At 66.9% G+C, this 13,450-nt stretch carries 12 protein-coding genes; 9 read left to right on the top strand and 3 right to left on the bottom strand.

From position 1 onward, the window contains the following. Positions 1-83 precede the first annotated feature (83 nt). On the bottom strand, positions 84-1,118 hold the full coding sequence (locus ARC39_RS10895) for a zinc-ribbon domain-containing protein (protein ID WP_068114300.1): 1,035 nt from the start codon (positions 1,116-1,118) through the stop codon (positions 84-86). A gap of 252 nt (positions 1,119-1,370) precedes the next feature. Here ARC39_RS10895 and ARC39_RS10900 point away from each other — a divergent pair, with 252 nt between their 5' ends. From ARC39_RS10900 to ARC39_RS10910, 3 genes are read left to right on the top strand one after another with little or no spacing between them, the layout of a single operon-like run. Beyond that, entirely contained in the window at positions 1,371-2,048 is a 678-nt protein-coding gene (locus ARC39_RS10900; RefSeq protein ID WP_068114473.1) for a cell division ATP-binding protein FtsE, read from the top strand. 29 nt (positions 2,049-2,077) lie between these two features. Next, positions 2,078-2,947 carry a cell division protein FtsX gene (locus tag ARC39_RS10905; protein ID WP_068114301.1) on the top strand — a complete coding sequence of 290 codons (870 nt, stop codon included), beginning with the start codon at positions 2,078-2,080 and terminating at the stop codon, positions 2,945-2,947. Position 2,948: 1 nt separating this feature from the next. Continuing rightward, the gene (locus tag ARC39_RS10910; RefSeq protein WP_068114304.1) at positions 2,949-3,674 is read left to right on the top strand and encodes a lysophospholipid acyltransferase family protein; all 726 of its coding nucleotides are present in this window, start codon (positions 2,949-2,951) and stop codon (positions 3,672-3,674) included. A gap of 314 nt (positions 3,675-3,988) precedes the next feature. Here ARC39_RS10910 and ARC39_RS10915 read toward each other — a convergent pair whose 3' ends face one another. Both ARC39_RS10915 and atzF read right to left on the bottom strand, forming a co-directional pair. After that, positions 3,989-5,230: a urate hydroxylase PuuD gene (locus ARC39_RS10915; RefSeq protein WP_068114306.1), complete on the bottom strand. Its 1,242-nt coding sequence runs from the start codon at positions 5,228-5,230 to the stop codon at positions 3,989-3,991. Between the two features lie 390 nt (positions 5,231-5,620). After that, positions 5,621-7,420 carry an allophanate hydrolase gene (gene atzF, locus ARC39_RS10920; protein WP_068114308.1) on the bottom strand — a complete coding sequence of 600 codons (1,800 nt, stop codon included), beginning with the start codon at positions 7,418-7,420 and terminating at the stop codon, positions 5,621-5,623. Positions 7,421-7,541: 121 nt separating this feature from the next. Here atzF and ARC39_RS10925 point away from each other — a divergent pair, with 121 nt between their 5' ends. From ARC39_RS10925 to biuH, 6 genes are all read left to right on the top strand, one after another. Beyond that, entirely contained in the window at positions 7,542-8,438 is an 897-nt protein-coding gene (locus ARC39_RS10925) for a LysR family transcriptional regulator (protein WP_068114310.1), read from the top strand. A 143-nt stretch (positions 8,439-8,581) separates the two neighbouring features. Further along, positions 8,582-9,703, top strand: a complete 1,122-nt coding sequence (locus tag ARC39_RS10930; protein ID WP_068114311.1) for a BMP family ABC transporter substrate-binding protein — start codon at positions 8,582-8,584, stop codon at positions 9,701-9,703. 44 nt (positions 9,704-9,747) lie between these two features. Next, entirely contained in the window at positions 9,748-10,815 is a 1,068-nt protein-coding gene (locus tag ARC39_RS10935) for an ABC transporter permease (protein WP_236545235.1), read from the top strand. Continuing rightward, positions 10,815-11,741 carry an ABC transporter permease gene (locus ARC39_RS10940; RefSeq protein ID WP_068114312.1) on the top strand — a complete coding sequence of 309 codons (927 nt, stop codon included), beginning with the start codon at positions 10,815-10,817 and terminating at the stop codon, positions 11,739-11,741. Before ARC39_RS10935 ends, ARC39_RS10940 begins: the two co-directional genes overlap by 1 nt. An 11-nt stretch (positions 11,742-11,752) precedes the next feature. Continuing rightward, a complete protein-coding gene (locus tag ARC39_RS10945; protein WP_068114314.1) occupies positions 11,753-12,763 on the top strand; it encodes a formamidase in 1,011 nt (336 codons plus the stop codon). Then, the gene (gene biuH, locus ARC39_RS10950) at positions 12,760-13,440 is read left to right on the top strand and encodes a biuret amidohydrolase (protein WP_068114315.1); all 681 of its coding nucleotides are present in this window, start codon (positions 12,760-12,762) and stop codon (positions 13,438-13,440) included. The genes ARC39_RS10945 and biuH overlap by 4 nt, the downstream gene beginning before the upstream one ends. Positions 13,441-13,450 lie beyond the last annotated feature (10 nt).

Genomic DNA, 13,450 nt, shown 5'->3' on the forward strand with positions numbered 1-13,450 from the left:
CACCGGCAGCATTATCCTGCGGCACCGCAGAGATTCACCTCCCGAAGCGGTCCGAACGCATCCTTAGGCCAAAACAGACGGTGCTAGTTTTCGGCGCCGTTGTCTCCGGCGCGGGGAATGAATTCCCGGAATGTGTCGTCAAGCCAGAAACGGCCGGCATCGACGCTGGCCACGTAGCTGGCGAGCGAATCTGCCGTTTCCGGTACGGCCGCCACGATTCGCTCGGACCTCGTGTAGACAAGCGCCGCGAAGCCGAAGATCAGAAAGGCGACGCCGAGCCCGATACGCATTCCGCGTCTGCGGCGTTGTCGCATGCGCGGATCGTCTGCTCGAACGGGCACCGTTTCGGCATCGCCCGGTTCGAGTGTCGAGGTGATCTGTTCCACATCGGGCAGACGCTCGCGCCGCGAAGAAGACCGCAGTACCTTCTGCAGCTGCGGATCGTCCTCGGGGGGCTGCCCCGCTTCCTCCACATCCGCACCTGCCACGGCATAATCGGCCGTTCCACGCTTCGCTGCATGGTCCGGCGTGGGAACACCGAGATCCGGCTGGAATTCCGGTAGTCCGGATTCCGCCCTGCGGGCGTCCTGTTCTCGCTCGGCCTCTTCCCGAAGTACGGAAAGCACGCTCTCGTCCACCTGTTGGCGTCGCGGCATTCCCATACCGGCGAGGTCCGGCTCGGCATCGCGCGCGAGCGCGGACGGCGCTTCGGCGTCGCCACCCACCTGCGAGTCGTCCGTCGGCCCCGACGCGACCGGCATGTCGGACTCGGCCGCCAAACCGGGCGAGGCGCCAGCGGGTTCTTCGTCAGAAATGTCGTCAGCGATGCCTTCGACGTCCGTGGCGTCACTCTCGCTGCTCTCAACGGCCCGTACAGTGTCTTCCTCGTCAACGGCATCTGGTACAGGATCGGGTTTCGGCGGCGACTGTGGCGCTGCCACGGGCGCGGCCCCCGGCGATTCCCAGGAAAGCTCCTCGGAGAGTTCGGGATCGAAATCCGGATGTTTCTGAAACCAGCTGTTTCCGCAATTGGAGCATTGGACGTCGCGCCCCGTCTCGGGGATCACCCGGTCGTCGACCGCGTATTGCGCCCCGCAATTTGGACAGATCAGCCTCATGACGTCCTCTCGACCCGGGCGTCCGATCGCCCGTTGCTCTTTTGATTTCGCGCATTTGTACCAGCGGCAAATGGAATCTCAAAGAGCCGCCGGCATTTTTGCGAGCCCAGTGAGGAACCCGTAGCACGTCTGCAGGCATCGAGGCCGAAATCCGGGTCTTTCGGACGGTGTTCACCGCGATCCGGCACTTCCCGTTGAAACCCGGTGCTGGCTCGGGCAGAACGGGCGCCACATGGCATGGACACCCCGCACGTGATCGAGCTTCAGAACGTCGCCTATTCCTACGGCAGCGATGCCCTTCTGTCCGATGTGACCCTGCATCTGGCCCCGGGCTCCTTCCACTTTCTGACCGGGCCTTCGGGCGCGGGAAAATCCACCCTCCTCAAACTCTGCTACATGGAACTGATGCCATCGGCGGGTCAGATGACCGTGTTCGGCCGCGAAGTGTCCGACCTGCGGCGCGACGATATCGCGCGCACCCGTCGGCGGATCGGCGTGGTCCATCAGGAATGCCAGTTTCTCGATCACCTTCCGCTCACCGAGAATCTTTCGTTGCCGCTGACTGTCGCCGGACGCGATCCGGCGGAAGAGGCGGAGAACTTGCGGGAGCTGATGACCTGGGTTGGGCTCAGCACGCGGGCGCAGGCGACGCCGCCGGAGCTGTCGGGCGGCGAGCGGCAGCGCGCCGCCCTCGCCCGCGCCGTCATCATGGACCCGGAACTCATCCTCGCCGACGAACCCACCGGCAATGTGGACTGGGAGATGTCGTTGCGCCTGCTGCAACTTCTCGTGGAGCTCAACCGCCTCGGCAAAACCGTGCTCGTCGCCACCCACGACCTCAACCTGATACGCGCCGCCAAGAGCCAGGTGTCCGTCCGGGTCCTGCGGATCGCTGACCGAACATTGCAATTGTCGGGGGCAGACCTGTGAGCCGGACCTCGCAGATAAAGGATCTGGCCATGGGGCGCAGTGGCGCGGACAGGGTCGTCCCGCCAACCGGCTTTACCGCGCGCCTGACGGTCTTCACCGCGGCCGCCATGGCATTTCTCGCGGTTTTCGCACTGGCGCTGTCGTTGGCGACCGACCGGCTCGCCAGCCGCTGGTCGGAGGCATTGGCACGCACCGCGACCGTGCGCATCTCGGCCCCGGCGGGCCAGGTCGCCGCGCAGGTGGACGCAGCGATGGAGGTGCTGCGGACAACGCCCGGCGTGGACTCCGCCCGACCATTGAGCGACGCGGAACGCCGTGCGCTTCTGGAACCGTGGTTCGGACCGGACCTGCCGCTCGACCGGCTGCGCATTCCCGCGCTGATCGAGGTCGTCGAGACCCCGACCGGGATCGACACGACGGGCCTGCGTGCGCGACTTGCCGGCGAGGCCCCTGGCGCGATCTTCGACGACCACACACGATGGCGGGCGCCGCTGGTGCGCGCGGCCGGCCGCCTGCGGATGCTGGGCCTCTTCTCGCTGCTTCTGATCTCGGCGGCCACTGCTGCGATGATCACGCTGGCCGCCCAGGCGGCACTCGCGGCGAACGCCCGCGTCATCGCCACGCTGCGACTGGTCGGGGCGCTCGACACCTATATCGCCCGCGCCTTCGTGCGCCGTTTCACATTGAGGGCCTTCGCCGGCGCGCTTGCCGGCACCCTCGCCGGCCTTGCAACGGTCGCCTCGCTGCCAAGGGCGGATGCGGCCGGCGGCTTTCTCACCGGGCTGGGATTCACCGGCGCCGAATGGGCGTTGCCGCTGCTGATCCCGCCGATCACCGCAGCGGTCGCCTTCGCCGCGACCCGTTTCGCCGCGTTCCGCCAATTGCGGGAGACCACCTGAGATGCTTCAATCAATCCGCTCCCTGATCTTCGTCGGCCAGATCTACCTGATGATGGCGCTGATGGCGCTGGCCTTCACACCGTTTGTCCTGCTCCACCGGCCGCTTGCTTTCACCGCCTGTCGGACATGGTGCGCCTGGGTGCGCTGGACGGCGGCCTGGATGGTTGGGCTGCGCTCGGAAATCCGCGGCGAGGTACCGACGGAGGAATGCCTCATCGCCTCCAAGCACCAGTCTTTCTTCGACATCATCCTGATCGTTTCCGCCGTTCCACGGCCGAAGTTCATCATGAAGGCAGAGTTGAAATGGGTGCCGATCGTCGGCTGGTACGCACAATGGATCGGCTGCGTGCCGGTCAATCGCGGCAAGCGCGCCGAGGCCATCCGGCAGATGAGGCAAGGGGTGGAGGCCGGACGGACTGCGCCGGGGCAGTTGATCATCTATCCACAGGGTACCCGCGTCGCTCCCGGCGCCAAGGTGCCCTACAAGGTGGGATCCGGCGTGCTCTACGACCAGCTTGGGCAGGGATGCGTGCCCGCGGCCACGAATGTCGGTGTCTTCTGGCCGCGCACCGGCATCTGGCGCAAGCCCGGCCTGGCCGTGGTCGAGTTCCTGCCGCCCATTGCGGCGGGATTGCCGCAGGCGGAATTCATGCAGCAGCTCGAAGAAACCGTCGAGAGCGCATCGAACCGGCTGATGGCCGAAGCCGGGTTCATTCCCGGACCCTGACCGCAACTCGCGGCTTCGAATCCAGAACGGCTCCCGCCCGTCTTCAGTGCCTGCCGGCACCTCATCCCGTTGGGCCAGGCAGGCTTCGCCTGTCGAAACCGGGACGGCGGTGCGGAGTACGCTATTGCGAGAATCCCCCGGAATGCGGGCGATTCCGCGCCCCGCCCCCAAAACGCCATGGGGCGGCACAGGTCGTTGGGCACCAATTCAGGTTTCGCCTCTTGCCCACGCGCGCGCAGCGCGCGCCGGGCCCAACGGGAGGAGGCGCATCTGCGATGCGCTGACGACGGGCGGGAGCGCCCGAACAATGGCGGTCACCCCGCGCGTCCGGCACGAAACCACCGCACCAGCGCGGCCCGGTCCTGCGGGTCCATGAAGCTGGACCGCCCCGGCGGCATCGCACGCGTGACACCGGCGTGCAGGTAGATCTCTGCCGCATGGCGCGCCACATCACTCGCCGTGACCAGCTTCACACCCTTCGGCGGCGCTGCAATGCCCTCCCAGGCCGGTTCCGGTGCGTGGCACATGGAGCAATTGTTGAGCACGACCTCATAGGCTGCCTCGAACCCCTCGGCCTCTGCATACCTCTGCTGGGCCGGGCTCAGCGCGCTTTCCTCCCAGCCATCGTCCTCTCCGTAAAGCGGCGAAAGCGACAGCCAGACAATGGCGGCGAACAGCACCGCGGTGGCGCCCCAGGTCCAGAGCGGGCCCTTCTTTGGAAAGTCGCTGGCGTGGAAGGTATTGAAATAATGACGAATTGTGACGCCCATCAGGAAAACCAGGCTGGCAATCAACCAGTTCCACGGGCTCGCGAAGGCCAGCGGGTAGTGGTTCGACAGCATCAGGAACAACACCGGCAGTGTCAGGTAGTTGTTGTGCGTCGAGCGTTGCTTGGCGATCTTTCCATACTTGGCATCGGGCGTGCGGCCGGCCTTCAGATCCTCCACCACGATCTTCTGGTTCGGGATGATCACGAAGAAGACATTGGCCGACATCACCGTTGCCGTAATCGCGCCAAGGTGCAGCATGGCCGCCCGGCCGGAGAAGATATGGGTGTATGCAAAGGCCATGACCACAAGGATTAGATAGAGCAGGACCATCAGCTTCGTATTGTCGTCCCCGAAGGCCGACTTGCAGATCCGGTCGTAGGCAAGCCACCCGAGGCCGAGGGAACCGAGCGAGATCAGGATCGCGAGCCAGGACGGCAGGTTGAGGACCTCGGGGTCGACGAGGAAGAGGTCGGCGCCCATGTAGTAGACCATCACCAGCATGGCGAAACCGCTGAGCCAGGTGGTGTAGCTCTCCCACTTGAACCAGATCAGGTGCTCCGGCAGGCGCGCCGGGGCCACGAGGTACTTCTGGAGGTGGTAGAATCCGCCGCCGTGGACTTGCCATTCTTCGCCATGCACACCGGCGGGAAGGTCCACCGCCTTTCGCAAGCCGAGATCCAAGGCTATGAAATAAAACGAAGATCCGATCCACGCGATTCCGGCGACAACGTGCAGCCAGCGCATTGCGAACTCGGCCCAGGCCCAGAGGATTGTGGTATCGAGCATGGCTGTCTCCCTTGGCTTTCGCCGCCGAGCCTTCTCCAGGGGTGGCGCAAACTCAAACCGAAAGCGCCGCAGAATCGGGGCTGGGCGCGCCTTTTCCGGGCAGCGATTAGGAATTGGGCGACGGATGCGCGGACAATTCGGAAAACCGGCAATATCCCGTCGTGGACCGGTCGAAATCCGGTCGTTTTGACCGAAAGGGCCGGTCGAAACGACCCAAACCACGACCGTTTTGGCGCGATTTCGGCCTCGGCAGCCCGGAAATGCCGGATGGCGCGCGGTTTCGGCAGAAATATCGCCAAATCGGTCGGAACGACCGGCAAAACCGACCGAACTTGCTGCGGCAGTGGGCGGCCCCGGCGCGCGTTGGGCGCGCACCCGTCGGCTCGCCGATCAGCGGGCCTCTCCGCCCGCGATGTGAACGCGCCAATCGCCGCTCGCGGTCACATCCAGCGCATCCGCGGTGGCGACGGCCTCGCAGAGGAAACCCTGCACCGTGTCGCCGCCTGCGAGGTCGATCGTGCCGAGGCCGAGCGGGGCGGGAATACCGGCCAGAAACCCTCCGACCTGTTCCATCGGAATGTCCCACAGCTCGACGGCGATCTCCGCGCCGTCGCCGGGTGCGGTGCGAACGAGCCCGGGACGCTGCGGCGGGCCACCGGCGAGGGCGTAGAGCCGATAGGCATTGCTGGTGCGTGCCGCGCGGCGGAAGCTGGCGCCGAGCTCGGTCAACTGGTGGTTGAGCGGCAGGCCGGACATATGCGCGCCGCAAACCGCGAGGGTGAGCCGGTCCGGCGCGGCGGGTTCGAGGGCCCGGTGGCCGGGGCGGGACCAGCCGGTTGCACCGAGCCCCCGCGTCCCGGAGGCTTCGAGCGCCAGCGCGACGGCGGCGAGTTCCGCATCCTTTCCGGCGGCGGCCAGCAGGGTCACGCTGCCGGGCCGGCCATCGCTGCGTGGCGGGACCGGCACGGCAAGGCCGCACATGTCGAGCAGGTTCACGAAATTGGTGTAGGTGCCGAAATTGGAGTTCGGCCCGACCGGATCGGCCTCCAGATCGGCGGTGGTGTAGAAGGTCGGGATGGTCGGCACGCAGAGCATGTCCACGCTAGCCAGCGCCGGTTCGGCGGCACGGGCCAGTTCCTTCAGCCGATAGATGCCGCGGAAGGCATCGGCGGCCGTCAGCCCCTCCGCCTTGCCGATGATCTGGCGCGTGACCGGCAGGATCGCCTCGGGATCGCGCGCCAGCAGGTCTTCGATGACCGTGTAGCGTTCGGCCACCCAGGCCCCTTCGTAAAGCATCTGGGCCACGGCATAGAGGGGGGTGAAGTCAACCTCCGCGATCTCGGCGCCCTGCCCGCGCAACAGCTCGACCGTATCGGCGAAGGATGCCGCCTGCACGCTGTCGCCGAAGAACTCAATACTGTCACGGCTGGGAACCCCCACCACGGGCGGCGCGGAAGGCCGCGCCAGATCCGGTGCGTTCCAGCGCCGCGCGAAGGCGTCGTTCGGGTCGAAAGCGCAGCAAACCTGGTAGGCGGCATAGGCATCCTGCACCGTCAGGGCGAAGATCGAGACCGTTTCGACCGAACGGCAGGCTGGTACGACGCCGGTGGCCGACAGCGCGCCGAGGGTGGGTTTGAGCCCGACGATATTGTTGAGTGCCGCCGGTACGCGGCCGGAACCGGCGGTATCGGTCCCGAGCGCCAGCGCGACGATGCCGTGGCCCACGGCAACGCCGGAGCCGCCGGAGGAGCCGCCGGGCACGATCTCCGGGTCGATGGAATTGCGCGGCGCGCCATAGGGCGTGCGGACACCCACCAGACCGGTGGCGAACTGGTCCAGGTTGGTTTTGCCGATGAAGATCGCGCCCGCCGCGCGCAGCCGCTCGACCACGAAGGCGTCCTTCTTCGGGCGGTAGGCGAAGGCCGGGCAGGCGGCCGTCGTCTCGTAGCCGGCGACGTCGATATTATCCTTGACGGCAAAGGGGATCCCCCAGAGCGGGCGGGATGGATCGAATGCTCCGAGGGCCTGCGCCTCGGCGCGCGCCTGCGCCTCGTTGGGCATGTCGAGGAAGATACCGGGATCATCGACCATCGCGATCCGGGCGAAGACCTGGCCAACAACCTCCTCCGGCGTGACACCGCGCGCATAGGCGGCGTGCAGGTCGGGGATGGTCATCGCGATGTCGAACATGGCAGGCCCTTTCTGTGGCGCTGTGAGCACGTGCTCCCCGCTCGTTGGTCCGACGTTGCGGTGATCGCCACAACTGTTAAGATTTCACAAAAGCGGTGCAAAAAATGCAGCGGTGCGTACTGTGAAACATCTCCAGACCTTTCGGTACATCGAAGGCGTGGCGCGGGCCGGGTCGATCCGCAAGGCGGCTGACGACATGAATATCACGGCCTCGGCCCTGAACCGGCGCATCCAGCGGTTCGAGGCGGAGTTCGGATCCGAGATCTTCGAGCGGCTTCCCCGAGGGGTGCGGCTGAACCCGGCCGGGGAACTTCTGGTGCAACACTTCCGCGCCCAGGCCTCGGACCTCCGGCGGGTTCAGAGCCAGGTGGCCGACCTGTCGGGCGAACGCCGGGGCCACGTGAACGTGGCCTGTTCGCAGGCGCTGATCCCCTATTTCCTGCCGGAGCAGATCGCGGCCTACCGGCTGGCCCACCCCGGCGTGACCTTTTCGGTGATGGTGCGCGACCGGGCGGCGGCGGAGCGCGACCTGGCGAGTTTCAGCAGCGATCTGGCACTGGTCTTCGAGCCGGTGCACCTGGTGGATTTCGAGGTGCTGATGGCCGCGCCGCAGGTGATCCACGCGCTGATGCGGACGGATCACCCGCTGGCGGCGCAACCGGAGGTGCGGCTGCGCGACTGCCTCGATCACCCGCATGTCCTGCCGAGCGCCGAATACGGGGTTCGGGCGCTGCTGGAACAGGCGGCGGCGCGAGGGTCGCGGGCCCTGCGGCCGGTGGTGGAATCCGACAGTTTCGACTTCATGCGCCACTATGTGCGGCACGAGAATGCCGTGGCGTTCCAGATCCCGATCGGGCTGAGGGTCTATCCGGCGGACGGGCTGGCGGTGCGGCCGCTGTCGCAGCGCGACGTCCCGGCGGGGAGCCTGCTGTTGGGGCAGATGCGCGGACGGACCTTGCCGGTGGCCTCCGCCCGCTTCGCGCAGGAGCTGACCAAGGTACTCGAAGGCATCGCCTGATGCGCCGCCTGCCTGAGCGGTGCATTTTTTGCATCACTTTGCGGAATTCTTAGCAGAAGCCAATATCGCTCGGCCGCGCTAGCGTTGGGGCAACCAGGAAAGGTGCCCCGACGCGGGGTGCAGCCAACAGGTGGAGCGACGACATGACGACTTTCGGAAAGCTGAACCGCAGACACTTCCTCGGGACCTCGGCCGCCGCGCTCGGCGCGGCCGCCCTGGGCGGGCTCGCCCGGCCGGCGATGGCCGCCGGCGACCTCACGGTCGGGTTCATCTACGTCGGGCCGAAGGACGATTTCGGGTACAACCAGGCCCATGCCGAAGGTGCCGCCGCGGTCAAGGAGATGGCCGGCGTGACGGTGCTGGAAGAGGAGAACGTGCCGGAGAGCCAGGACGTTCAGAACACCATGGAGTCGATGATCAACTTCGACGGGGCAGGTTTGCTGTTCCCGACCTCCTTCGGCTATTTCAACCCGCATATCCTGGAGCTTGCGCCGAAATACGCGGATGTGCGCTTCGAGCATTGCGGCGGGCTCTGGGCCGAGGGCAATCCGACCAACGCGGGCTCCTACTTCGGCTATATCGGCATGGGGCAGTACCTGAACGGCATCGCTGCCGGCCATGCCACCAAGAGCAAGAAGATCGGGTTCGTGGCTGCAAAGCCCATCCCGCAGGTGCTCAACAATATCAACTCCTTCCTGCTGGGCGCCCGCGCGGTGGACCCGGAGATCACCTGCCAGGTCATCTTCACCGGCGAATGGTCGCTGGCGGTGAAGGAGGCGGAGGCCACGAACGCGCTGGCCGACCAGGGCTGCGACGTGATCACCTGCCACGTGGACGGCCCCAAGGTGGTGTGTGAAACCGCGGTGGCGCGCGGCGCCTATGTCTGCGGCTACCACGCCGATCAGAGCCCGCTGGCCGGCGACATGTACCTGACCGGCGCGGAGTGGAACTGGGCGGGGGTCTATACCGACATGGTGACGAAGTTCATGGCCGGCGAGGCGGTGCCGAACTTCCTGCGCGGCGGGCTGGCCGACGGATTCATAAAGATGAGCCCGCTCGGGCCGGCCGTGTCCGACGCGGGGCGCGCCCAGTTCGAGGCGGTGAAGGGCGAGATCATGGCCGGCGGCTTTGCCGCGATCAAGGGGCCGCTGAAGGACAACGCGGGCAACGTGATCGCCGCGGACGGCGAGGCCTTCGTGGAGACGGATGTCGCGCTGGAAAGCATGGACTACCTCGTCGAGGGCGTCCTCGGCTCCACGAGCTGACCGTGAGCGCGCTGGACCAGATGCCGGCGCCCGGCCGCCCGGCGATGGCACGGGCCCTTGCGGGCCTGATGCCGCGCGCGGAGGCGGTTCTCATCCCGGCCGGCGCGCTGCTGGCCGGGTTCGCGATTTTCAGCCTGTTCCTGGGCGCGCTCGGCAAGTCGCCGGCGGAGTTCTTCGGGCTGGTATGGAAGGCCGGGTTCTCCTCGGCCTTCTCGTGGCAGAACACCCTGTCGCGGGTGGGGCCGCTGGCGCTCGCCGCGCTCTGCGTCGCCCTGCCCGCGCGGCTGGGCCTCGTGGTGATCGGCGGCGAGGGCGCCATCGTGCTCGGCGGGCTCGCGGCGGCGGTCACGGGCACGGTGCTGGCGGGGCTGCCGGGCTATCCGGCGATGCTCCTAATGGCCGTGGCGGCCATGATCCTCGGCGGGCTCTGGATCGGGGCCATTGGCGCGCTGCGCATCCGGCGCGGCGTGAACGAGACCATCGCCTCGCTGCTCATGGCCTATATCGCCATCGCGCTCTTCAACCATTTCGTCGAAGGCCCGTTCCGCGACCCGGCGAGCCTCAACAAGCCGTCCACCGCACCGCTGGCCGAGACGCTGCGGGTGGGCGACATGCCCTTCATCGCGACCCATTGGGGCGTGGTCGCGGCGGCGCTGGCCTGCCTGCTCTGCTGGGTGCTGATCGACCGCACCACGCTGGGCTTCGCGGCGCGGATCGCCGGCGACAACGTGCGGGCCGCGCAGGTGCAGGGGCTGCCGGTGGCGCGGCTGGTGATCGGCTTCACCGCGCTCGGCGGCGCCTTCGCCGGGCTGGCGGGGTTCTACGAGGTGGCGGCGGTGCACGGCTCGGCCAATGCCTCGCTGATCGCGGGCTATGGCTACACCGGCATCCTCGTGGCCTTCCTCGCGCGGCACAACCCGCTGGCGATCCTGCCCGTGGCGATCCTGCTTGGCGGGTTCGAGGCATCGAGCGGCCTCGTTCAGCGCCGGATGGACCTGCCGGACGCGACGATCCTCGTTTTCGAGGGCATCGTCTTCGTCATCATCCTTCTGAGCGAGGCGCTCTACGGACGCCTGCGCATCTTCACCCCCGGCTATTGGGAGCACCGCTGATGGAGCCTGTGGAAATCGGACTCTGGGGCGTGCCGCTCGCGGTGCTGGGCGGGGCGATCCGCGTTTCCACCCCCTTCCTCTTCGTGTCGCTCGGCGAATGCCTGACGGAGCGGTCCGGGCGCATCAACCTCGGGCTCGAAGGCACGCTCGTCTTCGGTGCAATGACGGGATATGCCCTCGCCTACGAGAGCGGGTCGCCCTATGTCGGCGTGCTGGCGGCGGCGCTGGCGGGGGCCTGCTTCGGCCTTCTGCATGGCTGGATCTGCAAGTTTCGCGGCGTCAACGACATTGCCATCGGCATCGCGCTGATGCTGCTCGGGATGGGCCTCGCCTTCTTCTTCGGAAAGCCCTACATCCAGCCGGTCGCGCCGGACCTGCCAGCGATCAACTTCGGCTGGTGGTCGGACATTCCGCAGGTGCGCGCGGCATTGCAGGTCAATGTCCTGTTCCTTCTCGGCGGGCTGCTGGCCGTGGCGATGGCGTGGATGTTCCGCAGCACCCGCGTGGGCCTGACGTTGCGGGTTGTGGGCGACAGCACGGACGCCGCCCGCGCCATGGGGCTAGACCCCGACCGGGTGCGTCTGCTGGCCACGGCGGCGGGCGGGGCGCTGGCCGGTATCGGCGGCGCGTACCTCTCGCTCTACTATCCCGGTAGCTGGAACGAGGGCATTTCCTCCGGCCAAGGCCTGATGGCGATTGCGCTGGTGATCTTCGCCCGCTGGAACCCGATCAACTGCTTCTGGGCGGCGCTGCTCTTCGGCGGCGCGGGCGCGCTCGGCCCGGCACTGCAATCGGTGGGCGTCTCGGAGGGCTACTACCTCTTTTTCGCGGCACCCTACGTGCTGACGCTGGGCCTGCTCATTCTCACCAGCTCGCCGGACCGCGCGATGCAGGGTGCCCCGCTCGAACTCAGCCTCACCAAGTAAGGAGCAGTGCCATGAACGGCCTTGGCGGTCTCAACAAGTCGCGAAACGGGGTGGTTGTGGGCCTCGTGCAGCTCCAGCTGCCGGTCGTGGAAACCAAGGCGCAGCTCACCGCGCAGACGGCGCGGGTGGTGGACCTGGTCGCCAAGGCGCGCCGCAACATGGGCACGATGGACCTCGTGGTCTTCCCCGAATACATGCTGCACGGGCTGTCGATGGATACAAATCCGGAGATCATGTGTTCCATGGACGGCCCAGAGGTGGCGGCCCTGAAACAGGCCTGCATCGACAATGCCATATGGGGCTGCTTCTCGATCATGGAGGCAAATCCCGGCGGCAACCCCTACAATACCGGGCTGATCATCGACGACGCGGGCGCGGTACAGCTGTACTATCGCAAGATGCATCCATGGGTGCCGGTCGAACCCTGGGAGCCGGGCGATACCGGCATTCCGGTGTGCACGGGGCCGAAGGGGGCGAAGATCGGGCTGATCATCTGCCACGACGGCATGTTCCCGGAGATGGCGCGGGAGGCGGCCTACAAGGGCGCGGAGATCATGATCCGCACCGCGGGCTATACCGCGCCGATCCGTGAGGCCTGGCGTTTTACCAACCGGTCGAACAGCTTCTGCAACCTGATGGTCACGGCCAATGTCTGCATGTGCGGCTCCGACGGCACATTCGACAGCATGGGTGAGGGCATGATCGTGGATTTCGACGGCACCGTGCTGGCGCATGGTCAAACGGGCCGGGCCGACGAGATCATCACCGCTGAGGTGCGCCCCGACCTGGTTCGGGAGGCGCGGGCGGGATGGGGCGTGGAGAACAATCCCTACCAGTTCGGCCACCGCGGCTACGTCGCCGTCAATGGCGGCGCGCAGGACTGCCCCTATTCCTACATGACGGATCTGGCGAACGGCGCCTACCGGCTGCCCTGGGAGGACGAGGTTGCCGTCACCGACGGCACCGGCTGCGGCTTCCCGGCGCCGACACGCAGCTTCGGTGAGAAGGACGCGATGCAATGACGACGATCGAGAGCCATCCCTATGCCTGGCCCTACAACGGCGATCTGCGGCCGGGCAACACAGCCCTGATCGTGATCGACATGCAGACGGATTTCTGCGGCACCGGCGGATACGTGGATGCGATGGGATATGACCTGTCGCTGACGCAGGCGCCCATCGGCCCGATCAAGGCGCTGATGACGGACATGCGCGCCAAGGGCTACCACATCATTCACACCCGCGAAGGCCACCGGCCGGACCTGGCGGACCTGCCGGCCAACAAGCGCTGGCGCAGCCAGCAGATCGGCGCGGGCATCGGCGACCCCGGCCCCTGCGGCAAGATCCTGGTGCGCGGCGAACCCGGCTGGGACATCATTCCGGAGCTGTACCCGCTGGACGGCGAGGTCGTCATCGACAAGCCGGGCAAGGGCAGCTTCTGCGCCACCGATCTGGAGCTGATCCTGCGCACCCGGGGGATCGAGAACCTGATCCTGACCGGCATCACCACCGATGTCTGTGTCTCCACCACCATGCGGGAGGCCAACGACCGGGGTTTCGAATGCGTGATCGCCGAGGATTGCTGCGGTGCGACCGACCCCGGCAACCATGCCGCGGCGATCAAGATGGTGACCATGCAGGGCGGCGTCTTCGGCGCGGTTTCCGACAGTGCCAGCCTGATCGCGGGGCTGCCCGCGTGAGCCGGGCGCT

The sequence above is a fragment of the Tropicimonas marinistellae genome (assembly GCF_001509585.1).
In the GTDB taxonomy this organism is placed as follows: Bacteria; Pseudomonadota; Alphaproteobacteria; order Rhodobacterales; family Rhodobacteraceae; genus Tropicimonas; species Tropicimonas marinistellae.

Coding starts and splice junctions, on each gene's coding strand:
- ARC39_RS10940 (WP_068114312.1), top strand. CDS start 10,815: ATGGAGCCTGTGGAAATCGGACTCTGGGGCGTGCCGCTCGCGGTGCTG.
- ARC39_RS10905 (WP_068114301.1), top strand. CDS start 2,078: ATGGGGCGCAGTGGCGCGGACAGGGTCGTCCCGCCAACCGGCTTTACC.
- ARC39_RS10945 (WP_068114314.1), top strand. CDS start 11,753: ATGAACGGCCTTGGCGGTCTCAACAAGTCGCGAAACGGGGTGGTTGTG.
- atzF (WP_068114308.1), bottom strand. CDS start 7,420: ATGTTCGACATCGCGATGACCATCCCCGACCTGCACGCCGCCTATGCG.
- ARC39_RS10915 (WP_068114306.1), bottom strand. CDS start 5,230: ATGCTCGATACCACAATCCTCTGGGCCTGGGCCGAGTTCGCAATGCGC.
- ARC39_RS10930 (WP_068114311.1), top strand. CDS start 8,582: ATGACGACTTTCGGAAAGCTGAACCGCAGACACTTCCTCGGGACCTCG.
- ARC39_RS10935 (WP_236545235.1), top strand. CDS start 9,748: ATGGCACGGGCCCTTGCGGGCCTGATGCCGCGCGCGGAGGCGGTTCTC.
- ARC39_RS10910 (WP_068114304.1), top strand. CDS start 2,949: ATGCTTCAATCAATCCGCTCCCTGATCTTCGTCGGCCAGATCTACCTG.
- ARC39_RS10895 (WP_068114300.1), bottom strand. CDS start 1,118: ATGAGGCTGATCTGTCCAAATTGCGGGGCGCAATACGCGGTCGACGAC.
- biuH (WP_068114315.1), top strand. CDS start 12,760: ATGACGACGATCGAGAGCCATCCCTATGCCTGGCCCTACAACGGCGAT.